The 22,912-nt window shown below is 71.4% G+C and carries 19 protein-coding genes; 10 read left to right on the top strand and 9 right to left on the bottom strand.

Annotation, left to right across the window (positions count from 1 at the left end):
• Window positions 1-138 precede the first annotated feature (138 nt).
• The 5 genes from ACFUN8_RS19660 (at window position 139) to ACFUN8_RS19640 (ending at window position 7,753) form a co-directional block, all read left to right on the top strand.
• Complete coding sequence (locus tag ACFUN8_RS19660) at window positions 139-2,361, top strand: ROK family protein (RefSeq protein ID WP_383638906.1); 2,223 nt, start codon at window positions 139-141, stop codon at window positions 2,359-2,361.
• Window positions 2,362-2,433: 72 nt separating this feature from the next.
• The gene (locus ACFUN8_RS19655) at window positions 2,434-4,404 is read left to right on the top strand and encodes a heparinase II/III family protein (RefSeq protein WP_383638904.1); all 1,971 of its coding nucleotides are present in this window, start codon (window positions 2,434-2,436) and stop codon (window positions 4,402-4,404) included.
• Window positions 4,405-4,752: 348 nt separating this feature from the next.
• On the top strand, window positions 4,753-5,496 hold the full coding sequence (locus tag ACFUN8_RS19650) for a GDSL-type esterase/lipase family protein (protein WP_383638901.1): 744 nt from the start codon (window positions 4,753-4,755) through the stop codon (window positions 5,494-5,496).
• Window positions 5,497-5,624: 128 nt separating this feature from the next.
• A complete protein-coding gene (locus ACFUN8_RS19645) occupies window positions 5,625-6,944 on the top strand; it encodes a glycoside hydrolase family 71/99-like protein (protein ID WP_383638898.1) in 1,320 nt (439 codons plus the stop codon).
• Window positions 6,945-7,069: 125 nt separating this feature from the next.
• Window positions 7,070-7,753: an SGNH/GDSL hydrolase family protein gene (locus ACFUN8_RS19640; RefSeq protein WP_383638895.1), complete on the top strand. Its 684-nt coding sequence runs from the start codon at window positions 7,070-7,072 to the stop codon at window positions 7,751-7,753.
• An 896-nt stretch (window positions 7,754-8,649) separates the two neighbouring features.
• Here the strand turns inward: ACFUN8_RS19640 and ACFUN8_RS19635 are convergent.
• Entirely contained in the window at window positions 8,650-9,111 is a 462-nt protein-coding gene (locus ACFUN8_RS19635) for a hypothetical protein (RefSeq protein ID WP_383638892.1), read from the bottom strand.
• An 85-nt stretch (window positions 9,112-9,196) separates the two neighbouring features.
• Here ACFUN8_RS19635 and ACFUN8_RS19630 point away from each other — a divergent pair, with 85 nt between their 5' ends.
• The 3 genes from ACFUN8_RS19630 to ACFUN8_RS19620 all read left to right on the top strand — a co-directional run bounded on the left by ACFUN8_RS19630 (window position 9,197) and on the right by ACFUN8_RS19620 (window position 11,411).
• A complete protein-coding gene (locus ACFUN8_RS19630; protein WP_382566873.1) occupies window positions 9,197-9,550 on the top strand; it encodes a PadR family transcriptional regulator in 354 nt (117 codons plus the stop codon).
• Window positions 9,551-9,564: 14 nt separating this feature from the next.
• Window positions 9,565-10,233, top strand: coding sequence for a permease prefix domain 1-containing protein (locus tag ACFUN8_RS19625; RefSeq protein ID WP_383638889.1), 669 nt, complete (start codon window positions 9,565-9,567; stop codon window positions 10,231-10,233).
• A 125-nt stretch (window positions 10,234-10,358) separates the two neighbouring features.
• Complete coding sequence (locus ACFUN8_RS19620; RefSeq protein WP_383638886.1) at window positions 10,359-11,411, top strand: biotin/lipoate A/B protein ligase family protein; 1,053 nt, start codon at window positions 10,359-10,361, stop codon at window positions 11,409-11,411.
• 271 nt (window positions 11,412-11,682) lie between these two features.
• Here the strand turns inward: ACFUN8_RS19620 and ACFUN8_RS19615 are convergent, their stop codons facing one another.
• Window positions 11,683-12,393, bottom strand: a complete 711-nt coding sequence (locus tag ACFUN8_RS19615; RefSeq protein WP_383638883.1) for a response regulator — start codon at window positions 12,391-12,393, stop codon at window positions 11,683-11,685.
• Window positions 12,390-13,535 (bottom strand): sensor histidine kinase, encoded by a 1,146-nt coding sequence (locus tag ACFUN8_RS19610; protein ID WP_383638880.1) that lies wholly within the window; start codon window positions 13,533-13,535, stop codon window positions 12,390-12,392. Before ACFUN8_RS19610 ends, ACFUN8_RS19615 begins: the two co-directional genes overlap by 4 nt.
• Before the next feature lie 167 nt (window positions 13,536-13,702).
• Between ACFUN8_RS19610 and ACFUN8_RS19605 the strand changes: the two genes are divergently transcribed.
• Entirely contained in the window at window positions 13,703-14,710 is a 1,008-nt protein-coding gene (locus ACFUN8_RS19605) for a carboxymuconolactone decarboxylase family protein (protein WP_383638878.1), read from the top strand.
• A complete protein-coding gene (locus tag ACFUN8_RS19600; protein ID WP_383638875.1) occupies window positions 14,707-15,531 on the top strand; it encodes a class I SAM-dependent methyltransferase in 825 nt (274 codons plus the stop codon). The genes ACFUN8_RS19605 and ACFUN8_RS19600 overlap by 4 nt, the downstream gene beginning before the upstream one ends.
• Before the next feature lie 12 nt (window positions 15,532-15,543).
• Here the strand turns inward: ACFUN8_RS19600 and ACFUN8_RS19595 are convergent, their stop codons facing one another.
• The 6 genes from ACFUN8_RS19595 to ACFUN8_RS19570 form a co-directional block, all read right to left on the bottom strand.
• A complete protein-coding gene (locus ACFUN8_RS19595; RefSeq protein WP_383638872.1) occupies window positions 15,544-16,545 on the bottom strand; it encodes a TIGR03842 family LLM class F420-dependent oxidoreductase in 1,002 nt (333 codons plus the stop codon).
• A gap of 20 nt (window positions 16,546-16,565) precedes the next feature.
• The gene (hydA, locus tag ACFUN8_RS19590; protein ID WP_383638869.1) at window positions 16,566-17,969 is read right to left on the bottom strand and encodes a dihydropyrimidinase; all 1,404 of its coding nucleotides are present in this window, start codon (window positions 17,967-17,969) and stop codon (window positions 16,566-16,568) included.
• A gap of 145 nt (window positions 17,970-18,114) precedes the next feature.
• Window positions 18,115-19,401 carry an aspartate aminotransferase family protein gene (locus ACFUN8_RS19585; RefSeq protein ID WP_383638963.1) on the bottom strand — a complete coding sequence of 429 codons (1,287 nt, stop codon included), beginning with the start codon at window positions 19,399-19,401 and terminating at the stop codon, window positions 18,115-18,117.
• 80 nt (window positions 19,402-19,481) lie between these two features.
• A complete protein-coding gene (locus tag ACFUN8_RS19580; protein WP_383638866.1) occupies window positions 19,482-20,324 on the bottom strand; it encodes a nitrilase-related carbon-nitrogen hydrolase in 843 nt (280 codons plus the stop codon).
• A gap of 242 nt (window positions 20,325-20,566) precedes the next feature.
• Complete coding sequence (locus tag ACFUN8_RS19575; protein WP_383638863.1) at window positions 20,567-22,186, bottom strand: hypothetical protein; 1,620 nt, start codon at window positions 22,184-22,186, stop codon at window positions 20,567-20,569.
• A 226-nt stretch (window positions 22,187-22,412) separates the two neighbouring features.
• The gene (locus ACFUN8_RS19570; RefSeq protein WP_383638860.1) at window positions 22,413-22,793 is read right to left on the bottom strand and encodes a PPOX class F420-dependent oxidoreductase; all 381 of its coding nucleotides are present in this window, start codon (window positions 22,791-22,793) and stop codon (window positions 22,413-22,415) included.
• Window positions 22,794-22,912: the final 119 nt, after the last annotated feature.

Genomic DNA, 22,912 nt, shown 5'->3' with positions numbered 1-22,912 from the left:
TGATAGGACACACAGAAAGCGCGTTCTTCCTGGTCGCCGCTTAGGCGGTAACGACGGGGAAGCTATTCATTAACTGGCCTTACATATTCGCGGAACGGCCACTAAGTACTTTTACAACCGGGGTGTTGAGGAACGACCATGCCAAAGCCGACCAAGATGTCTTTCACCGATGAGGAACTGGCCGAATTGCGTGCTTGGGCGGCAGGCCGGGAGGACCGGGCAACCCGGCTAGCGATCGTTCAGCACGCGGCCGACGAGGTATCGGTTTCAGACAGCGCGAGAGAACTAGGTGTCTCGCGACCGACGGTGACGGTGTGGCGGCAGCGTTACGCGACCCACGGACTGGCCGGGCTCGAACACCGGCCGCGCAGCGGCCGGCCCGTACGCATCGACGAGTCGGATGTCATCGCCGCCACTTTGGCAGGGCCCTCGCCACCGCAGCACGCCTGGTCGGCCCGTGCGCTCGCCGATCACCTCGGACTCTCACACACCGCGCTGGGCCGGGTGTGGCAGCGCTGGCAGATCCGTCACGGCGCGGCTGACGTCCCCGCCGTCCTCCCGCTCGACCCCCCGCTCAACTGCCGTCGGCTGGAATTGCTCGCCGCCTGGGCGCGCACGGACGGCGCCGCCTTCGTCGTGATCGCCGAGGCCGACCGTCCCGGCGCACCGCGGACACGGCCCGCCACGGCCGAGGAGCGGCGGATGCGCTACGCGGGTCTGAGCGCGGTGATGCGCCGGGTGCAGCCCGAGGACGGCACTGGCCAAGGGCCTCGGACTCCCCGTTCTCTGAGCGATCAGGCCCCACGCGGCGCGGACGGGACCCCCCGGACCGCGTCCGGTCCCCTGCTGCCGGCACGGCTCGCCGCGCGCTGGGCAGGACGACGGCTGCACCTGATCACCTGGGGCGCCACCGGCGGGCCGACCGGGCTGCCCGCGGGCACGGTGCGGCATCCGGCGACCGCCTCGATGGGCTGGGCCGCCACGGTGTGCCTGATGGCACAGCTCGAACTGGGCCATCAGCCACAACTCGCCCGCGTCGCACTCGACTCGCTGGCCGACGCGGCCCGTGAGCAGGCCAGGCGCCCTTCGGACCAGCCCTTTTGGTGGGTACGCGGCGACCTGGAGGACGCGAACGCCGTACGCCGACGCAACGGGCACCGGGCCTTTGACCAGCCGGCGCTGGGGTCGTTCAACGAAAAGCTCGTCATCGAGTGTGTCAGGGTCGCCGGCTCGCTCAGCCGGATCGACATCGCCGAGCGCACCGGGCTCACCCCCCAGGCGATCTCGCGCATCACCCGCAACCTGATCACGACCGGCATCCTCGTGGAGGAGAAGCGGCGCCCCACCGCCACGGGGAAGCCACGCGTACCACTGCGGCTGCGCCCGGATGCGGCCTGCGCCGTCGGCATTCATCTCGACCCCGAGATGATCACCCTCGTTCTGCTCGATCTGTGCGGCGGCACCCGAACACGTCATGTCCTCCCGGTGACCGCGCGCAGCGACCCGAAGTCCTGCCTGGACTGGATCGAGCGGACGACCGCCCGGACCGTCGACGCGGCCGGCCCCTTGGGCCAGAAGCTGCTGGGCGTCGGTGTCGCCGCCCCCGGCCCGCTGGACGTGCGCGAAGGAATTCTCATCGACCCACCGCTGTGGGCGGAGTGGAGCGACGTGCCGGTGCGGGCCGAACTCAGCCGGATACTGAAACTGCCGGTGATCCTTGAGAAGGACGCCACCGCGGCCACCATCGGCGAGCAGTGGCTCGGCGCGGGTGAGTCCAGCACCGACTTCGTCTACCTGTACCTCGGGGCCGGGGCCGGCAGCGGCGCCTTCCTCAACGGCGACATCTTCCGCGGCGCCTCGGGAAACGCGGGCGAATTCGGCGAGTTGACCGCCTACTCCCTCGGCCTGGTGACCTCGGACGGCGGCCCGCAGATGGTGCCCGAATGCGCCCCGATGTCGGCTGTCGTCGCCCGTGCGACCGCTGCCGGAATGAACGCACCGGACGGCGGCGTCACGTACGACGCCGTCTGCTCGGCAGCCGCCGACGGCGACCAGCGGGCCGTCGGCGCGATCCAGGACGTGGCGCGCGTGGTGGCACGCGGCGCCGTCGCCATGACCGACCTGTACGACACCGACTTGATGATCGTCGGCGGGCCCGCCGTCCCGCCCGGCGTGGCCGAGCTGTACCTGACCGAGATCTCGACTGCCGTGAACCGCTTCCCGGTCGCTCGCCGTGTGCGCCCCGTGCGAGTCACCTACTCGATACTCAGCGGCTCCGCCGCCGCGGTCGGCGCCGCGGCCAGCGTCTTCAACTCGGCCTTCGCACCACGACTGCGTACCCACAGCGGCACCACCACCTGACCACACCCGCGCCGCACCCGCGCCGCACCCGCGCCGCACGACCAGCGATCTCACACCCGCCCGAGGATCAAGATGACTCCACACCAGCCCGCACCGATACCCGCGCTGCCGACCGACAGCGACAGCTATCCGTCCCTGACCCGCCTGTTCCCACCGTCCACCGTGCTCTCGCGTATGCCTCAACTCGGCCACTGGAGCCCGGTGGCCGCCTCGACGGACCGCGGCGCCTGGGAAGCGATCGACACTCGGACGAGGGCGCGGGTCCTGGAGGAGGCCGCCGCCTCGCTCGGCCGGCCCTGGCCGGGCCTGCCCGCTTCCCTGTATGCCCGCTTCGCCCGCGACGGCGACCGCTGGGACTACCAGAATCCGGCCTTTGCCCGACGGAACCGGCTCTCCTGGGCCGTACTCGCCGTCGCCCTGTGTCCCGACACCGACTCCCGGCGGAACGCCTTCCTGGACGAAGTGATGGACGGGGTATGGACTCTGTGCGAGGAAACCTCCTGGGCCTGGCCCGCCCACGATTTCCGGGTGCTGGGTGCCGAGCGCGGCCGGCTTCCCGACCCACGGCGCCCCACCCTGGACCTCGGCGCCTCCGGAACCGCCGTGCTGCTGGCGCTGACCGACGCGATCACGGGCGATGAACTCGACCGACTCGATCCGCTGGTGCGCCGCCGCCTGCGCCGCGAAGTCGCCGCCCGTGTCCTGCGCCCCTACCTGGAGCGCGCCGAGTGGGGCTGGTTCGACGGCTCCACCGCCAAACTCAACAACTGGAACCCTTGGATCCACTCCGAGTTGCTGCTGGCCACCGCCCTCACCGAAGAGGACACCGAGCGTCGCGTGGCCCTGATCTGCCGCATCGTGCGGGGCTTGGAGAACTACCTCGCGGCCCACCCGCGCGACGGCGGCTGCGACGAAGGCCCGCACTACTGGTGGCGCGCCGGCGCCAGCCTCTTCGAATGCCTGGAGACACTCACATCCCTGCTCGGCACCGACGCTGGAGTCTTCGGCCATCCACTGATCCGGGCCATGGCCCGTTATCCCGTCGCCACCTGGATCGGTGACGGCTGGGCCGTCAACTTCGCGGACGGACCCGCCCGTCCACGCGAACACGCGCCCGCCGTGCTCCACCGCTACGGCGTACGCACCGACCAGCCCGAGGTCAGCGCGCACGCGCGTGCCCTGCGGGCCCAGGCCGACCCGGCCCTGCCCACCGCGGACGGCATCTTCGACCTACGCCGCACCGTGGACGCCCTGTTCGACCGGCGGTGGAACACCGCGGCGCCCCGCGCGTTTCCACTGCCCGCCCACTCATGGCTGCCGGAGACCCAGGTAATGGTGGCCCGCGGCACGCCCGGCACCACGCGTGGCCTGCTCGCGGCGGCCAAGGGCGGCCACAACGACGAGAGTCACAACCACAACGACGTCGGCACCTTCATCGTCGCCCTCGACGGTCGTCCGCTGATCGTCGACGCCGGCGTGGGCACGTACCGCAAGGAGACATTCGGCGAGAACCGCTACGGGATCTGGTCCATGACCAGCGAATACCACAACGTGCCCGTAGTCGGCGGCCACGGCCAGCCACCGGGTTCCTCCTTCCGGGCCACCGGCGCCACCGTCTCGCGCACCGATGACGCCGACACGTTCATCTGCGATCTCGCCGCCGCCTACCCTCCGCAGGTCCGACCGATCACCTGGCGACGCAGCATCCGGCTCCGGCGCACCGATGACGAACGTGTCGAGATCGACGATGTCTGGGGCTTCGCAGCCGCCCCTCGCTCACTCGCTCTGCACCTGCTGGTGAGCGGAGAGTTGTCACTCCAGCCACAGGGACGAGCGACCATCACTCCGCCGGACGGGCGATCCTTGCTGATCACCTGGGACTCTTCCGCCTTCACCGCCGGGGCGGAGACCGTCCCCCTCACCGACCCCGCTTTCGCCCGCGTGTGGGGAACCACGCTGCACCGGCTGATTCTCACGGCCCATCAGTCTGCGGCCCGGGGCCGGCATCGCCTCACGGCCCGGCCGATGCCCACCGGAACATGAGCGGCATTGAGCTCGCCCGCGCACCCGTTGTCGGCAGCACACCAGTGCCACTGCAAAAGTAGTTGCGGTCCGTCCTCATCGGACCTTCCTCTTCACCGCGGCGCGCCGCCGATGGGCCGGGCAGTCAAGCTGTGCCAGTTCAGACGGCGAAACGGGCCGATCGCCCGCGGAAAGTTACAAGGTTTCCACCGCCTCGTTCCCCATCGGTCGAACACGCCGCACGTATTGACGTAACGCAGAGCAAGACCTTTCCTGGCACCCGGCTCCCGATGCCCAGGACGCCCCCCACGTATGTGAGCTGCGGCACGCACTCATCCCCCGATTCCGGCTGAGTCCACAGGAGTTCCCATGCACAGAAGAATGTCCAGACGTGTGGTCATCCTCGGCGGCGCCGTCGTGGCCGCCGACGTGGCGCTGGGCGGTGCCCCCGCCTTCGCCGACGTGCCCGGGGAATCCAACGACGGCGTGCGCATCATGCCCCTCGGCGACTCGATCACCGACGGGTTCACTCCCTACCCCGGTGGCTACCGCGTCAGCCTGTGGCAGCGCCTGGCCGCCGGCGGCCACACCGTGGACTTCGTGGGATCCAAGTCCAACGGACCCGCCGAACTCGGCGACCATGACCACGAGGGTCACTCCGGCTGGCGCATCGACCAGCTCGACGCCAACATCAACACCTGGCTGGAGCAGAGTGATCCGCGCACCATCCTGCTCCTCATCGGCACCAACGACCTCAACCAGAACTACGACATCGCCAACGCGCCACAGCGCCTGTCCGTCCTCATCGACCACATCCGTGCCGCCAAGCCGCGCTGCGAACTGTTTGTGGCAACCATCCCACCGCAGTCCAACTCCACCCTCGAAGGCAGGGTCAGGAACTACAACGCCGCCATCCCCGGGATCCTCGCCGGCAAGGGCAGCCGCGTCCACCTGGTGAAGGTGTACGACGCCCTGACCACGGCCGACCTCGCCGACGGGATCCACCCCACCCAGGCCGGCCACGGCAAGATGGCCGCCGTCTGGTACGGCGCGCTGCGCTCGGTACCCGCCTCCCTGACCGCGCCACGGCGCGTGACCGCCCCGACGCGCTGAACGCGCCACTCCCGCAGAACACTCCCCGGGCCGAAGCCAGTTCGCCGACAGTTCCGTACCGCCGGCCCGGACACGACCGATCCGCATCTCCCTCCGTATCCACATCCACGAAGTCGAAGGAGCCCCCCATGTCCCACCCCAAGCACAGCCGACGGAAAGTACTGCGAGGCGCGGGCGCGCTCGGCGTCGGCGCCGCAGCCGCGTGGGCCGGTGCCGGCAACCTCTCCCCAGCGGGCGCAGCGACCACGAACCCCGCCGCGGCCCTCAAGACGATCAAGGCGGCCTCCGCCGTCAAGGGCAAGGTCTATGTGGGCTACCAGGGCTGGTTCGTCTGCGCCGGCGACGGCTCCCCGATCAACAACTGGACCCACTGGTCCCAGGGCAGCGCTCCCTCCCCCGGCAACCAGACCTTCGAGCTGTATCCGGACACCTCGGCCTACCCGGCAGGTGCGCTGACACAGACCGGCTACGCCAAGCTCGGCAACGGCAGGCCGGCCCAGCTGTTCAGCTCGTATGCGACAGCGGTCATAGAGCAGCACTTCCACTGGATGCAGCAGTACGGCATCGACGGCGCCGCTCTCCAGCGATTCGGCAGCGATGTCACCGCCGTCGGCCAGCCGCGTCTCAAGCAGCGCAACGACATTCACGCGAAGGCCCGCGACGCGGCCCAGAAGTACGGCCGCGGCTTCTACATCGAGTACGACCTCAGCGGCCTGACCGACGCCAACATGGTCTCCGCGCTCCAGAACGACTGGACCAACACCATCAACGGCACGCTGGGTCTGACCAACTCGCCCTCCTACACGAGGGAAGGCGGCAAGCCGGTCGTCCACCTGTGGGGCCTCGGCTTCACCAACCGGCCCGGCACCGTCGCCAGCTCGCTCCAGCTCATCAACTGGTTCAAGAGCAAGGGCGCCTACGTCATCGGCGGCGTCCCCAGGGGGTGGCGTACGGACGCCAATGCCAAGCCGGGGTACGGCCCCGTGTACGCCGCCCTGGACATGCTGTCCCCGTGGAACGTCGGCAATCCCACGGTCAACCAGCAGCTCTTCAACGACGACATGGCCAAGCTCAAGGCGAACGGCCAGGAGTACCAGCCAGTCATCTACCCGGGGTTCGCCTGGTCGAACTGGAAGGAGGGATCGCCGCGCAACGAAATCCCGCGCAAATCTGGTGACTTCATGTGGCAGCAGGCCGTAGCCACCGCCCGTTGCGGCGCCAAGAACGCGTTCATCGCCATGTTCGACGAGTACGACGAGGCCACGGCCATCGCACCGGCCGCGACCGACAGCTCGATGATCCCCACCAACCAGTACTTCCTCACCCTCGATGCCGACGGCAAGCATCTGTCGTCCAACTTCTATCTGCGCCTGGCGGGAGCGGCCACCAAGATGATCAACGGTTCAGCCCCCATCAGCGCTACCGTGCCGATCCCGCCCGTCGGCTGAGCTGCCGCACCACCCGGCATCGCACCGGGCGGGTGACCGAACTGTCCGCCGGTCACCCGCCCGGCCCTTGCTTCGAAGCTCGTCCGCTCCCCGATCCACTACAACTGCGCACCAGCGGAGCCCACATGGACACGACGACGTACGCACCGATCACCGGGCGCAGCCTGCGCATCATGCCCCTCGGTGACTCGATCACCGACGGCTACACCACCTACCCCGGCGGCTACCGGGTCGCCCTGTGGCAACGGCTGACGGTCGACGGACACCACATCACCTTTGTCGGGTCCCAGACCAACGGCCCCGCCGAACTGGGAACACGCGCCCACGAGGGACATCCCGGCTGGCGCATCGACCAGCTCGACGCCAACATCAACACCTGGCTGCGGGACACCGACCCGCACATCATCCTGCTGCTCATCGGTACCAATGACATGAACCAGAACTACGACATCGACAACGCTCCCCAGCGCCTGTCCCAGTTGATCGACCACATTCTCGCGGCCCAACCGCACTGCGAACTCCTTGTAGCCACCGTCCCACCCCAGCACAACCCCGTCCACGAGCGGCGCCTTCGGTCCTACAACAAGGCCATCCCCACCGTCGTGGCTCGGAAGGGCCCTCAGGTCCATCTCGTCGACATGAACGACGCGATGACCACGGCCGACCTCGGCGACGCCGTCCACCCGAGCCGAGCAGGCCACGAAAGGATGGCTCTGGTCTGGTACGACGCCCTCCACCGCGTCCCGGCGGCGCTCGCGCGAACCTCTGAATCCTGCCCGGAACACCCGGGGTACGCAGACTCGCGGTGAGGCCGCCAACCTACCCGGCGACCGGCCCGCGACGGACGGAACTCCGTGACACGCGCCCGGCAGCCCGCCCCGTCGCCCAGCCCCACCGCGAGCGTGTCCGTCGAGGCGCCGCGCCGCACCCCTATCCCGCCCCACGGTCCCGGGCACCTCCACGACCGGCCGGGTCGCCGGGTCGCCCCGGCGGTTGGCCGCGTGGCCAACAGCGGGCGGGAACAGGCAGAAACACCCTGATGAAGTCCGAACCAGGCGGAAAGTATGAACCTCCGCTCGGGCAACAAAGTGGCCTGTCGGAGGCGCTCGTGTCTCAGTCCGGCCAGGGGTGGCGGTCCCGGTCGGACCGGCGTATCCCCGCCCGAGCGGGGGGGGATCACAGGCCCGCTACGGAGGAGCCCTTGCTGTCGTACGCCCGGACGGTCTGGCCGTGCCGGTCGTCGGCGAGGCCGGCCGGCGCTCCGGCAGCACGGGCGACGTCATCGAAGAGGTAGCCCTCGGCACGGCCAACAGGCGGGCGAGGACAAGTGCGATGTGGCCCGGACGGCGGTCTTCTGCTCGCAGGGCGCCATACACCGTGCCCGGCTACACCGTCGACCGGTTTGTACGCCAACCATCGCAGCGGCACGCAAAAAAATCGGTCCTCGCACCGCGCGGGTGAACGGGGCCCTCCATCCAGTCCTTACGCGATGCCTCGATTTCCTCGTGCGACCGGCCGATGAGGTTCCACCACAACCTCGTCAGCGGAGCCTCCGCATCCGTGCCGCCAAGCCGCGGCCACGAGTGCCCACTCGTCGCCCCGTCGCGACGCATCCACACGCAGGCGCCCCTCGGTCCGCTCTCCCCGGCCGGTTGTCGACCGCCGCGCGCCCCTCTTCGCGGGGGCGCGTCCGGGTTCCGGCGGATCACGCGCCGGTCGTTGAACCCGGGCGCACGATCATCAGGACCACGACGACCGCCCAGAGCAGGTTGAAGACACCGGTGAGCCCGGCCAGCCGGGCGGCGGAGCGTCCTATGTCGGTGACCTCCCCCGCCGCTGACGCCTCGATCACGCGTTCCTGGCCGGGCAGGATCGCCAGCGCCAGGATCGCGGCGGCGATCGTCGTCAGCACCATCGACGTGATCAGCCAGGCGTCGGTGAGGACGCCGAGCTGCTTGCCGGTCGCGATCCCGAAGACCGGGACCGCGACTCCGACGATCGCGTAGGCGCTGCAGATCCGGTGGAGCAGCGCCACGGCGCCGGCGGAGCCTCCGTCCTCCTCGGCCGCCTTGCGCGCGTAGCGCGGGAACAACGACGCCGCCACGGCGATCGGCCCGACCACCAGGATCGAGGCGAGGACATGGATGGAGAGCAGCAGCTTGGTCACCGCGGGCCCCTTCGGGGAGATGCATGAATAAGTTGGCTGCCAATAGGTACCACGCCAATGCGTTCTATAGGTAGGCTGTCTACTCATGAAGGCAGACGCGGTGCGTGGGCACCTGGACGGACTGTTGCTGGCCGTGCTCGAACCCGGTCCGCTGCACGGCTACGCGATCATCGCGGCGGTGCAGCAGCGGAGCGACGGCGCGCTCCAGCTCCGTACGGGCACGATCTATCCGGCCCTGAACAGACTTGAGCGGCTGGGGCTGCTCGGCAGCAGCTGGGAGTCCGTCGGCGAGCGGCGGCGGCGCTGCTACCGGCTGACCGACGCGGGGCGCGGCACCCTGGAGAGCGAACGGACGGCGTGGCACGAGTTCACGACGGCGATCGGCTCGGTCCTGAACCCGGCCGCCACAGCCGCCCCGACGCCCCGGCCCGCGACATGAGCGAGACGAAGGATATGAGCACCACGCACCCGGCCGACGATCCCGTCGCGGACTACGTCGCCGTCCTGTCCGCCGCGCTGCACGGGCCCGTCCGGGCCAAGTCCCGGATGGTCCAGGAGATACGGGACGGCCTGACCGACACGGTGGAGGCCCACACCCGCGCCGGCGTGCCCCCGGACCGGGCCACCCGTCTGGCCGTGCGGGAGTTCGGCACACCCGAGGAGCTGGTGCCCAGCTGCCAGCGGGAGTTGACCATCGCGCAGACCCGGCGGACCGCGCTGTCCGTCACCCTGACCGTCCCGTTCCTGATCGCCTGCTGGCATCTGATCTGGACCTCGGGCCAGGGCTGGCAGCTCCAGCAGACGGCGCAGCTGGTCGCCGTCCAACTGGCGGCCGTCGCGTCGGTCGCCACCCTGCTCGCGGCTGCGGCCCTCGCCGCCACGGGCGCGCTGGCGCGCAGGCTGCGGACACCGGAGCGGCTGCCGCTGGCCGTGGCCTGGGCGGGCACGACGGCCGGTGTGGCGATGGTGGTCGCCACGCTCGCGCTCGCCGTGCTGTCACCGCTGACCACGAACTGGCCGCTGGTCACCCTCGCGGCCATGGTCACCGCCCTCTCCCACGGCATGGTGGCGTCCTCCGCCCGCGCCTGCCGCCGCTGCGCGCGCCTGCCCGCCGGGGCGTAGGAGGCGCGGCCCCGGGATGATCCCCCCGGGCGGGCGTGTTGCACTCACCGGACTCGCGTTCGTGGTGACGTGACGCGGAGAGTGACGTGACGCGCGGCGAACGCGGAAGAAGCGGAGGCACAGCGGTGCACGGTGAGTACAAGGTGCCGGGCGGCAAGCTCGTCGTCGTGGATCTGGACGCGCGGGACGGCCTGCTGCGTGACGTCCGGGTCGCCGGGGACTTCTTCCTGGAACCGGACGAGGCGATCCACGCCATCGACCGGGCACTCGAAGGCGCGCCCGCCGATCTCGACGCGGTCGGTCTCGCCGCCCGTATCCAGACGGCGCTCCCGCCCGGTACGCAGATGTACGGGCTGACGAGCGAGGGCGTCGCCATCGCCGTACGACGCGCGCTGGCGCACGCCACCGACTGGACGGACTACGACTGGCAGCTCATCCACATGGAGCCGCAGCCGCCCGCGCTCCACATGGCGCTGGACGAGGTCCTGACGACCGAGGTCGCGGCGGGCCGCCGCCCGCCCACCCTGCGCGTCTGGGAGTGGGCCTCCCCCGCCGTGGTGATCGGCAGCTTCCAGTCGCTGCGCAACGAGGTGGACCCGGCCGCCGCCGAGCGGCACGGCGTCACCGTCGTACGGCGGATCTCGGGCGGCGGCGCCATGTTCATCGAGCCCGGCAACACCATCACGTACTCGCTGTCCGTCCCCGACGCCCTCGTGCAGGGCCTGACGTTCGCCGACAGCTACGCCTATCTCGACGACTGGGTGCTCGGCGCGCTGGGCGACATGGGGATCAACGCCTGGTACCAGCCGCTCAACGACATCGCCACCGAGGCGGGCAAGATCGCGGGCGCCGCGCAGAAGCGGGTGGTGGGCGGCGGCGCCGTACTGCACCACGTGACGATGGCGTACGACATCGACGCCGACAAGATGCTCGAAGTCCTGCGTATCGGCAGGGAGAAGCTCTCCGACAAGGGCACGCGCAGCGCGAAGAAGCGGGTGGACCCGCTGCGCCGCCAGACGGGCCTGCCGCGCGAGGCCGTCATCGAGCGGATGATCGCGTCCTTCCGGGGGCGGTACGGCCTTGACGAGGGCAAGGTCACGGACGAGGAGATGGCTCGGGCGCGTGAGCTGGCGGAGACGAAGTTCGGTACGGCGGAATGGACGGCCCGGGTGCCGTGACCGCGCGGCGGCCGAGCCCGGCCGGACGGCCGGGTGGCCCGGCAGGCATGGGGGCGGCGGCGCCCGCCGCGCCCGGCAGACCACTGCGGACGCCCGCCCCCGCTCCGGGCCGTCCGCCCCCCACGCACCGGGTGGCGGAGTGACCAACGGCCCTGGGCGACGGTCGCGTCCTTCACCGCCGCGCGAGCCTCGGCGCTCCGTCCCCGGCCGAAGTCCCCGGCCGACAGGCGCGGCCCGTGGAGACCGGGCCGTCAACCTGCGGACCGCGACCTCAGCCGCCCGTCCCCCGCGGTGTCACCAGCCCCGACTCGTAGGCGAACACCACCAGTTGGGCCCGGTCCCGGGCGCCCAGCTTCGTCATCGCCCGGCTGATGTGGGTCTTCGCCGTGAAGGGGCTGACGACCATGTGCGCGGCGATCTCCTCGTTCGTCAGTCCGCGCGCCGCCAGCCCCGTCACCTCGCGCTCCCGCCGTGTCAGCGTCTCCAGGCCCGGCGCGGTCGAGCGGTCCGGCGGCCGGGACACGAACTCCCCGATCAGCCGACGCGTGACGGACGGCGACAGCAGCGCGTCCCCGCGCGCCGCGACGCGGACCGCCTGGAGCAGTTCGACCGGCTCCGTGTCCTTGAGCAGGAACCCGGCGGCCCCGGCCCGCAGCGCGTCGAAGACGTACTCGTCCAGACCGTAGTTGGTGAGGATGACGACATGGACGCCCGCCAGGGCGGGGTCGGCCGCGATGTGCCGGGTGGTCTCGATGCCGGTCATCACCGGCATCTGTACGTCGATGAGCGCCACGTCCGGGACACACCGCCGCACCAGGTCCAGCCCCCGCCGCCCGTCGGCGGCCTCCCCGACCACCTCGATGCCCTCCTCGGCGTCGAGCAGCGCGCGGAACCCGGCCCGCATCAGGGCCTGGTCGTCCACCACCACGACTCGGACCGACTCCGACTCCGGCTCCGACCCCGCCTCCGGATCCCCGATCACGCGCTCTCCAGGGGGAGTTCGGCCCGTACGGTGAATCCGCCGCCCGCGCCCGGCGCCGCGTGCAGCCGGCCGCCCAGCGCCGCGACGCGCTCGCGCATGCCGGTCAGACCGGTGCCCTCCGCGACCGGATCGCCGGGCGCGGCGGGACCCTCGTCCTCGATCTCGACCAGCAGGTGGCACGCCCGGTGGGTCAGCCGTACCTCCGTCTTCGCCCGGTCCGCGTGCCGGGCCACATTGGTGAGGGCCTCCTGGACGATGCGGTACGCGGTCCGGTCGACGGCCTGCGGCAGCGGCCCGGGGGCCTTGTCCGTGTACGTGACCGAGACGGCCACGGCGATGCCCGCCGCCCTGGCCCGTTCCACGAGTTCGTCCAGCCGGTCCAGGCCCGTGCCCGCCGCCACGACATCCGTACGGAGGACTTCGAGCGTCGACCGCAGCTCACGCATGGCCTCGCCGCTCGCCTCCTGGATGGCGAGCAGCGCCTCGGGCACCTCGTCGCCGCGCTTGCGCGCGAGATGCACCGCGACTCCCGCCTGCAGCTTGACGATCGAGATGGAGTGGGTGAGGGAGTCGTGCAACTCGCGGGCGATCCGCAGCCGTTCCTCACCGGCCCTGCGCAACGCGGCTTCCTCACGGGTGCGTTCGGCCTCGCGCGCCCGCTCCTCCGTCTGCCGCAGATAAGCCTGCCAGTTCTTGTCGACGAGTCCGGTGACGCCCGCCGAGAGGAACCAGCCGACCAGCAGCACGGTCCGCTCCACGATGTCGTCGGCGAGCGGGTCGACGGCGAAGAACACGGCGAGGAAGACCGCGCTCGCCGCGATGCCGAGCGGCCTGCGCCCGCTGCGCGCCGAGGCGTGGACGGCCGCGAGTACCGGGAAGGCGGCCCAGGAGCCGGGCTGCCCGTGCAGGACGTACGCCAGCATGCAGAGCGTCGTCACGAGCAGCACGGCGACCGGCGCGCGCCGGTGCGCGGCCAGCGTCAGACAGCCCACCAGGATCAACAGCCCGTCGAGCGGGTCGGGGCCGGGGCTGTCGGCGACCACGGCCGCGACCAGCACCACGGCGCAGGTCAAGGCCGCCAGCGCCGCATCCAGCAGCCACGCCCGGCGGCCGGCCGCCGAGCCCTTCGATTCGCCCCCCATGGCGGCACTGTAGCCAGCGCGCGGCGGACCGCGCGTCGTCCCCGGCGACTGCTTCCGCACTACTCCCCGCGCAGTAGTCGCCGCCCGGCACGGCACGGCGGGCGCAGGCCCGAATGTCATCGGCGGTACGACGCCCCGGGGCGGTGACCACGGAGATCATCGGCCCCATGACTCAGACGCGAATGTTTCGCCACACCACACCGGAGCCGCCGAAGTCCGCGACCGGCGTCACCGCCGAGGTCTACGCGCGGCTCGCCACCGACCTCGGCTTCGAGGCCGCGCCGACCTTCGTCGTCCTGTCGGCCGCTCCCCCGCTCCTGACGGCGACGTGGGCCGTGCTCCGCGAGTCGCTGCTGGCGGGCGTGGGGTCCCGTGTGGACAAGGAGGTGGTGGCCGCCGGGGTGTCACTCGCCAACCGCTGTCCGTTCTGCGTGGACGCGCACACCGTGCTGCTGCACGCGACGGGCGAGCACGGCCTCGCCGAGACCGTCGCGCGCGGCGAGGAGCCGGCCGATCCGGGGCACCGTCGGCTGCTGGCCTGGGGGAGGCGGATGGACACCGGGCGGCCGTTCCCCGCGGAGCACACGCACGAGTACATCGGGACGGGTCTCGCCTTCCATTTCATCAACCGCGTCGTGTCGGCGCTGCTGACCGAGAACATGCTGCCCGGCGGCGAACAGAAGGGGCAGATCCTGCGCGACATGGCCGACGCGGGCCTGTCCCGTACGGTCCGCCGCGCGCTGCCTCCCGGCGACAGCCTGCCCCTGCTGGAGACGGCGGGCCCGGCTCCCGCGTGGGCGGGCGACAGTCCGGTCGGCACGGCCTTCGGCGCGCTGCGTACGGCGGCGCACCTGGGCGCGGGTCTGCTGAGCGACGAGGACGCGGCCTACGTACGGGAGACGGTGGCCTCCTGGGACGGCGTCACCCCGCTCCCGCTGACCGGCGGCGACCTGCCGGGCCGGGACGAACGGCCGGGCGCCCGGCTCGCGTTGCTGGCGGCCCTCGCCCCGTACCGCGTCACGGACGAGGACGTGGCGGCGTGGCTCGTCCCGCCGCGCACCGATCACTGTCTGGTCCATCTGGTCGCCTTCGGCGCGATGTGCGCGGTCGAGCGCGTCGAGTCGGCCCTCACCGGCTCCGCCCCCGTGCCGGCCGGTGTCGGGGAGTCCGTGTGAGCGCCGCCGGATCCACGGCGGTGGCCGACGCCTGGAACGGTCCCGTCGGCGCCCACTGGGCGGAGCACCACAGCCGTTACGACACGATGCTGGCCGACTTCGACGACGCTCTCTTCGGCGCGGCGGCGATCTGCGAGCGGGACCGCGTCCTGGACGTGGGGTGCGGCAGCGGCCGGACGACCCGGTCGGCCGGCCGTCACGCCGCGCGGGGGCAGGTCACGGGTGTCGACATCTCGGCGCCCCTGCTCGACCGTGCCCGGTCGCTGACCGACGGCGGTGAACTGCCGCACGTCGGCTATGTGTTGGGGGACGCGCAGCTGTACCCGTTCCCGGCGGGGGCGTACGACGTGGTGATCAGCCGGGGCGGCGTGATGTTCTTCGCCGACCATGTCGTGGCCTTCACCAACATCGCGCGCGGTGTACGTCCCGGTGGCCGGCTCGCCCTCCTCTGTCCGCGCCCGGGGGCGCCGGACGGCGAGGAGCGGGCCGCGCTCGGCCGACTGGCCGCACTGGCGGGCCAGGACCGCCCGATCCAGGGCGAGTTGGCCGCCGCGATGGCGTCGCTCTCGGAGCCGTCCCGGATCCGGGAGGTGCTGTCCGGGGCGGGGTTCGCGGACGTGGCCGTGAACGCCGTGACGCGACCCGCCTGTTGGGGGCGCGACGCCCCGGACGCCGTCGACTTCTATCTCTCGCGGACGCCGGGGCTGACCGTGCCCGACCAAACGCGTGAGGAGATGGCGGCGGTACTGCGGCCGTACGAGTCGGAGCGGGGGGTGCTCCTGGGCGCCGGGGTGTGGATCGTCACCGCCCGGCGCCCTTGAGAGGGACCCGGCTCAGCTGTTCAGCGCGGGGATGATCTCGGAGCCGTACGTGTCGATCGTCGTTTCCTTCGCGTCGTGCATGTTGTAGACGGCGAACTGGTCGACGCCCAGGGCCTTGAGCGTCCGCAGCTTCTCGATGTGCGCCTCCGCCGGGCCGAGCAGGCAGAAGCGGTCCACGATGTCGTCGGGGACGAAGTCCGTGGACGGGTTCCCGGCGCGGCCGTGATGGCTGTAGTCGTAGCCCTCGCGCTGCTTGATGTACGTGGTGAGGGCGTCGGGCACCAGGTCGGAGTGTTCGCCGTAGCGGCTGACCAGATCGGCGACGTGGTTGCCGACCATGCCGCCGAACCACCGGCACTGGTCGCGCGCGTGGTCGAGGTCGTCGCCGACGTAGGCGGGGGCGGCGACGCAGATGGTGACGGAGTCCGGGTCGCGTCCGGCGTCGGACGCGGCCGTCCGGACGGCGTTGACCATGGTCTCGGTGAGATACGGATCGGCGAGCTGGAGGATGAAGCCGTCCGCCTGCGCGCCGGCCATCGCCAGGGCCTTCGGCCCGTACGCGGCCATCCACACCGGCAGCTTCCCGTCCCGCACCCAGGGCAGCCGGAGCGGCTTGCCGTCGACCAACGCCTCGCGGCCCTCGGCGAGTTCACGGATGACGTCGATGGCCTCACCGAGCCGCGCGAGGGTGTTGGGCGCGCGGCCGGCGACCCGCATGGCGGAGTCGCCGCGGCCGATGCCGCACACGGTGCGGTTGCCGTACATCTCGTTGAGCGTGGCGAAGGTGGACGCGGTCACCTCCCAGGTCCTGGTGCCCGGGTTGGTCACCATCGGCCCGACGATCAGCTTGGTGGTGTGCTCCAGGATGCGGCTGTAGATGACGAACGGCTCCTGCCACAGCACGGCGGAGTCGAAGGTCCAGCCGTAACGGAAGCCGTTGCGCTCGGCGCGCCGCATGAGGCCGACGACCGCCGACGCCGGCGGGTCGGTCTGCAGGACAAGTCCGAAGTCCATGGCCGGGCCACTCCCAACTTTCAGGTGAGGTACTGACAGGTGGCGCGGGGGGTGTAACTGCCGTGCCCCGCACGGCCGGTGTACTTCCGGCCGTCGATGACGAGTTCACCGCGCGACAGGACGGTCTCGACCTGTCCGGTGATGCGCTTCCCCTCGTACACCGAGTAGTCGACGTCCATGTGGTGCGTCTCGGCGGACAGGGTCTGCTGGGCGTGCGGGTCGTAGATGACGATGTCGGCGTCGGCGCCCGGCGCGATGGTGCCCTTCTTGGGGTAGAGGCCGAACATCCGGGCCGGGGTCGCGCAGGCGATCTCGATCCAGCGGCGCCGGGTGATGTGGCCGTCCACGACGGCCTGGTGGAGGAGGTCCATCCGGTGTTCCACACCCGGCAGCCCGTTGGGGATCTTGGAGAAGTCGCCGCGGCCCATCTCCTTCTGCCCGGTGAAGCAGAACGGGCAGTGGTCGGTGGAGACGACCTGGAGGTCGTTGGTGCGCAGCCCGCGCCAGAGGGCGGCCTGGTGCTCACGGGGCCGCAGCGGGGTCGAGCAGACGTACTTGGCGCCCTCGAAGTCCGGTTCGGCGAGATTGTCGGTGGACAGGAAGAGGTACTGCGGGCAGGTCTCGCCGAAGACGGGAAGTCCCTTGTCGCGGGCGGCCGCCAGCTCGGCGACGGCTTCCTCGGCGGAGACGTGCACGACGTACAGCGGCGCTTCGGCGACGCGCGCGAGCTGGATCGCGCGGTGTGTCGCCTCGGCCTCCAGCAGGACCTTGCGTACCTCTCCGTGGTAGCGCGGATCGGTGCGTCCGGCGGCCAGGGCCTGTTCGACGAGGACGTCGATCGCGATGCCGTTCTCGGCGTGCATCATGATCAACCCCCCGTTGTGGGAGGCGCGTTGCATGGCGCGCAGGATCTTGCCGTCGTCGCTGTAGAACACGCCGGGGTAGGCCATGAACAGCTTGAAGGAGGTGATGCCCTCCTGGACGAGGAGGTCCATCTCCTTCAGGGAGTCCTCGTTGACGTCGGCGAGGATCATGTGAAAGCCGTAGTCGATGGCGCAGTTGCCGTCCGCCTTCGCGTACCAGGCGTCGAGCCCTTCGCGCAGTGCCTGGCCGGGCGACTGGATGGCGAAGTCCACGATGGTCGTGGTGCCGCCCCAGGCGGCGGCGCGGGTCCCGGTCTCGAAGGTGTCGGCGGCGAACGTCCCGCCGAACGGCATCTCCATGTGCGTATGGCCGTCGACGCCGCCGGGGATGACGTACTTGCCGGTGGCGTCGATGACCCGGTCGGCGGTCCAACTTTGCGCCACGTCGGAGCCGTTGGAGGCGAGGGCGACGATCCGGCCGTCCTCGGTCAGTACGTCGGCGTGGACTTCGTCGGCGGCGGTGATGACCAGGCCGCCCCGGACGAGCGTGCGATTACTCATGGCATGGGCTCCGTGACATGACTCGACGTGGCTGAGCGGGCAGTGCGCGGGCTCGGCGCGGACCGGGCGCCGAGGGGACCTGGCGTGGTGCTGTCCTCCGCCGCCGGACGGGCCCGCTCCGGCCACCCGTCCGGCGCATCACGAACTAGACGCTGTTCAGGGCGCGTTCGAGGATCGCCGCGCCCTCCTCGGCCTCGGCGACCGTGAGGGAGAGCGGTGGGGCGATGCGCAGGACGCTGGTGTCGTGGCCGCCGCCCTTGCCGATCAGCAGGCCGCCCTCCCGCGCCGCCTCGGTCACCGCAGCCGCTGCCTCCGGGTTCGCCTCGTCGGTGCCGGGCTTCACCAGCTCGATGCCGATCATCAGGCCGCGTCCGCGCACTTCCCGTACGGCGGGGACGGTCGCCCCCACCGCGCGCAGCCGCTCGATCAGCAGGCCGCCGACCCGGCGCGCGTTGCCGGGGAGGTCGTGCTCCAGGAGGTACGCGAGGTTGGCGACGCCCGCCGCCATCGTGACGGGGCTGCCGCCGAAGGTCGAGATGGAGTTGGTGTCCAGGCAGTTCATGATCTCGGCGCGGGCGACGACACCGCCGATGGACATGCCGTTGCCGATGCCCTTGGCGAAGGTGAGGATGTCCGGCGGACCGTTCCGGGCGTGCGCCTGCCAGCCCCAGAAGTGGTCGCCGGTACGGCCCCAGCCGGTCTGCACCTCGTCGCTGATCCACAGGATGCCGTGCCGGTCGAGCACTTCGCGGAACGCGGCGTACAGACCGTCCGGCGGTGAGGTGAAGCCGCCGACGCCCTGGATCGGTTCGGCGATCAGCGCGGCGGGCGCGCGGGTGTGCCCGAGCAGGTCCTCCAGGTCGGCGACGCACGCGGCGATGAAGTCCGCGTCGGACAGGTGCGCGTACGGGCCCCGGGTGCGGACGCCGCCGTGCACGTACAGCGTCTGGAGCGGCGAGAGGCTCGTCGGGGACCAGCCGCTGTTGCCGGTGATCGAGACGGCGGAGAAGGACCGGCCGTGGTAGCTGTTGCGCATGGCCAGGATCTGGTTGGAGCGGCGGTACGCGGTGGCGAGCAGCAGGGCCGTGTCGTTGGCCTCGGTGCCGGAGGTGGTGACGAAGACCCGGGCGTCGGGGATGCCGGAGAGGTTGGCGACGCGCTCGGCGAACTCGACCATCGGGCGGTTGAGGTAGAGCGTGGACGAGTGGATGATCCGCCCGGCCTGCTCGCTCACCGCCTTGGTGACCTCGGGGAGGGCGTGGGCGGTCATGGTGGTGAGGATGCCGCCGAAGAAGTCGAGGTAGCGGTTGCCGTCGGCGTCCCAGACGTGGCGGCCCTCGCCGTGGGTGAGTTCGATGGGCCGCCGGTAGTAGAGGGCCAGCCAGTCGGGCAGGACGGCGCGGTGCCGGCCGTGCAGGTCGGTGGCGGGCAGCCGGACCGGGCCGGCGGGGGACGAGTCGTCGTGGGACGGGCCGGCGGCGGGAACCGCGGCCGGGTTCGCGGGCGCCTCGGTCACGGCTGCACCAGCCCCTCGTACGCGTCGGGGCGGCGGTCCCGGTAGAACGCCCACTGCTGGCGCACCTCTTCGATGAGCCCGAAGTCCAGGTCCCTGACGACCAGTTCCTCCGCCTTGTCGCTCGCGGTGTCGCCGACGAACTGGCCGCGCGGGTCGACGAAGTACGACGTCCCGTAGAAGTCGTTGTCGCCGTACTCCTCCTGGCCGACGCGGTTGATCGCGGCGACGAAGTACTCGTTGGCGACGGCGGCGGCGGGCTGTTCCAGCTGCCACAGGTAGCTGGAGAGGCCGCGCGAGGTGGCCGACGGGTTGTAGACCAGTTCGGCGCCGTTCAGGCCGAGTTGGCGCCAGCCCTCCGGGAAGTGCCGGTCGTAGCAGATGTACACGCCGATCTTGCCGACGGCGGTGTCGAAGACGGGCCAGCCGGCGTTGCCCGGCTTGAAGTAGTACTTCTCCCAGAAGCCCTTGACCTGCGGGATGTGGTGCTTGCGGTACTTGCCGAGGTACGAACCGTCGGCGTCGATCACGGCCGCGGTGTTGTAGTAGAACCCGGACTGCTCGACCTCGAAGACCGGGACGACGACGACCATTCCGGTCTCGCGCGCGAGGTCCCGCATCCGGGTCACGGTGGGCCCGTCGGGGACCGCCTCGGCCCACCGGTAGTGCTCGGGCTCCTGCACCTGGCAGAAGTAGGGGGCGTTGAACACCTCCTGGAAACCGATGACCTGGGCGCCTTGCCGGGCCGCCTCGCGGGCGTGCTCCTCATGCTTGGCGATCATGGATTCGGTGTCGCCGGTCCAGGTCGCCTGGACGAGTGCGGCGCGTACGACTCTGGCCACGAGCTGCTCCTTCGGCGGAAGGTCGAGCGTTTTCCCGGGCTGGTCACGAGGTCGTCCCCAGTGCTTCCCGGGTGCTTTCCGAGCACTTTCTACGCCCGTAGACACGGTGCGTAGGAGGAGAACCTAAGCCCGCCGTCCCACGGGGGCAAGACCATCGCTGTTAAGCCGCAGAGTCGATCATGATTCGCACCCGGCCGGTCCACAGAGCACCGTGGAGCGGCCGGGAACCGGCGTCGCCCGGGTCAGCCGCCGCCGATGCCCGCGCTCCGCAGCGCACGGGCCAGATCGCGCTCGTTGGTGGTGGAGACACCCCGGGCCGCCTCCAGCAGCAGCGGGACCAGCCGCGGCGGGTCGACCGCCGCGATCCGCGCCGCGTCCTCGGGCGTACGGGCCCGGACGAAGGCCCCGAGCAGCGCCTGGACCTCCTGGGCGCGGCCCGCGTCGCCGAGGGCGGAGACCACCTCGCCGATGTCCTCGGCGGAGCGGGATATGCCCTGGCGCAGCAGTACACCGCAGTCCGCGTCACGGCCGGCCATGGCGAGCGCGCCCGCCGCCGCGGCGAGTCTGTCGGGTGGCAGGGACGACACCTCCCACAGCACCGACGCCCAGTCGGCGCCCAGCTCGGCGCGGTGCAGTTCGGCGGCGAGGAACGGCAGTTGCTCGGCGGGTCCGGCCGCCGCCTCGTAGAGCACCACGTGCGCCTCGCCGCTGCGACCGGCCGCTCGCAGCCGTACGAGCACGGCCACGGTGTCCAGCGCGGCGCGGCGCGCCTCCGACTGCTGCCGGGTCATACCGCCCTCGGAGTCCCCGTCGCGGGCCTTGCCGGAGCCCTGCGCGCCGCCGAAGCGGGCGCCGCGCGGTGCCGCGGTGGCGGCGGGCGGGGTGATGGGCGTGGCCGCCGACGGATCGGTGGCGTCGGTGAAGGCGTAGCGCGCGCCCCGCTGCTTGCGCTGCTTGCGGCGCTGGCCGGGCACCTGCGCCATTTCCTGTGAATCGTCCTGGCGTACGGCGGGGTTGGAGCCCGTGTCGCCCGGGTTGCCCGGGTCCCCGGTGCCCCGGCGGCTGTCCGGGCCGCCCCAGCCCTCGGAGTCGCGTCCGCGGTCGCCGCCGTCGCCGGAGCGGGGCTCGCCGCCCCGGCCGGGCTCCGGCCGGAACCACTCGTCGGGCGCGGTAGGCCGGCCGCCGTCAGAACGGCCGAAAACCGACTGGTCGTCGGCCACCGGCTCCTCGGCGCGGTACCACCCGTCGGCGGCCGTGGGTCTCGCCTCCGGCGCGGCGTGCGCCGGCGAGGACGAGCGCGGGGTGGGTGCGCCGTGCGCGCCGTGGGTGGAGTGCGAGGCGGGCGCGTTCGACGGCTCGGCGACGACCGCGAGGCGTTCGCGCAGCTCGGTGCAGCGGGCCGTGGCGCGCGCGTAGTCGTCGCGGACCCAGGCCAGGTCGTACTCCAGTTGGTCCGCCTCGGGCGAGCCCTCGGCGACCAGCCTGAGACGGCGCATCACCTCGTCGGCGCGGCCCGCGGCCGTGGCCTGTTCGTGCTGCATCAGCCGCAGCCGCTCACGGAGCGCGTCGAGGCCGCCCGGGAGCCGGTCGTGCGCGGCGGCGGACGCGGCGTGCAGTCTGCTCGCGCGGGCGGTCTCCCGGTCGACGGGCCGGTTCTCGTGGCTCGCCGCGAGATCGTGGAGCAGGGACTCGACCACGTCCCAGGGCGGCACCTCGGCGCCGTCGAGACAGGCCCGGAGTCCTTCGGGATCGCGCTGCCTGAACACCGCGTACCAGCCGCCGTCCGGGTCGAGGAGCGCCGTCATCCCACGGAAGTACCGCGCGAAAGCCCCGATCTCCGCCGGAAGTTCATGCCTTGTCATCGCTGTCTTTCCCGCCCCTGCCCTGCTGCGCACTGCCGTAAGGGAACCGTCCGGCCCGCCGGCATGAAACCGCAGCCGTGTTACGTGACGGCTACGCGGGATTGTCGCGCACGGTGCGGTGCGATCACTCAAGTATGGCTTCAGCGAGTGGCCGACGTCACGTTTCCCAGGAAAAGAACTGGTTACAGGTCAAGGTTGTTTCACAAGTCGGCGCGCCGACAAGGCGTCAGAAAGTCACCACGATTCCGGTGTGCACGCGCTTGCCGCGCCGTACGAGCGCGGCCGGCTTCTCGACGAACCAGAACTGCCAGGTGTACTTGCGGGCCAGGAGCTTGCTGATCCCCTTGATCTCGTCGCCCTCCAGCAGCCGGGCCGTCCCCTCGGCGCTCGCCGCGCCCGGCGCGATGCGCCCGCGCACGTCGCACGCGGTCACGACGACATGGCTGTTGTTACGGATCCGCTTGACCTTCCAGGAGTCGCTGCGGGTCCAGATGTACAACTCGCCGTTGTCCACGGCGTGCCAGACCGGGGTGTCGACCCCGCTGCCGTCCTTGCGGTAGGTGGTGAGGCTGACGTAGCGGCTGCGTCCGAGGGCGTCGAGAGTCATGTCCGCGACCATACGCCGCGACCGGAACCGCGGCCGCCGCGACCGCGTCGGCCGGGCCCCGGAAGCCCCGCGTGGGCCGCCGTAACGCGCGTCCGGCGCCGCCCCGGGAACTCGGGGGC

It is taken from the genome of Streptomyces sp. NPDC057307 (assembly GCF_042667665.1).
In the GTDB taxonomy this organism is placed as follows: Bacteria; Actinomycetota; Actinomycetes; order Streptomycetales; family Streptomycetaceae; genus Streptomyces.
This window is presented reverse-complemented; position numbering and strand designations above follow the sequence as displayed.

What these genes read in the sequence shown, in the direction of transcription:
- ACFUN8_RS19645 (WP_383638898.1), top strand. Translation starts at nt 5,625, where the DNA reads ATGTCCCACCCCAAGCACAGCCGACGGAAAGTACTGCGAGGCGCGGGC.
- ACFUN8_RS19570 (WP_383638860.1), bottom strand. Translation starts at nt 22,793, where the DNA reads ATGACTCTCGACGCCCTCGGACGCAGCCGCTACGTCAGCCTCACCACC.
- ACFUN8_RS19655 (WP_383638904.1), top strand. Translation starts at nt 2,434, where the DNA reads ATGACTCCACACCAGCCCGCACCGATACCCGCGCTGCCGACCGACAGC.
- ACFUN8_RS19610 (WP_383638880.1), bottom strand. Translation starts at nt 13,535, where the DNA reads ATGGGGGGCGAATCGAAGGGCTCGGCGGCCGGCCGCCGGGCGTGGCTG.
- hydA (WP_383638869.1), bottom strand. Translation starts at nt 17,969, where the DNA reads ATGAGTAATCGCACGCTCGTCCGGGGCGGCCTGGTCATCACCGCCGCC.
- ACFUN8_RS19660 (WP_383638906.1), top strand. Translation starts at nt 139, where the DNA reads ATGCCAAAGCCGACCAAGATGTCTTTCACCGATGAGGAACTGGCCGAA.
- ACFUN8_RS19595 (WP_383638872.1), bottom strand. Translation starts at nt 16,545, where the DNA reads ATGGACTTCGGACTTGTCCTGCAGACCGACCCGCCGGCGTCGGCGGTC.
- ACFUN8_RS19630 (WP_382566873.1), top strand. Translation starts at nt 9,197, where the DNA reads ATGAAGGCAGACGCGGTGCGTGGGCACCTGGACGGACTGTTGCTGGCC.
- ACFUN8_RS19625 (WP_383638889.1), top strand. Translation starts at nt 9,565, where the DNA reads ATGAGCACCACGCACCCGGCCGACGATCCCGTCGCGGACTACGTCGCC.
- ACFUN8_RS19575 (WP_383638863.1), bottom strand. Translation starts at nt 22,186, where the DNA reads ATGACAAGGCATGAACTTCCGGCGGAGATCGGGGCTTTCGCGCGGTAC.
- ACFUN8_RS19650 (WP_383638901.1), top strand. Translation starts at nt 4,753, where the DNA reads ATGCACAGAAGAATGTCCAGACGTGTGGTCATCCTCGGCGGCGCCGTC.
- ACFUN8_RS19605 (WP_383638878.1), top strand. Translation starts at nt 13,703, where the DNA reads ATGACTCAGACGCGAATGTTTCGCCACACCACACCGGAGCCGCCGAAG.
- ACFUN8_RS19640 (WP_383638895.1), top strand. Translation starts at nt 7,070, where the DNA reads ATGGACACGACGACGTACGCACCGATCACCGGGCGCAGCCTGCGCATC.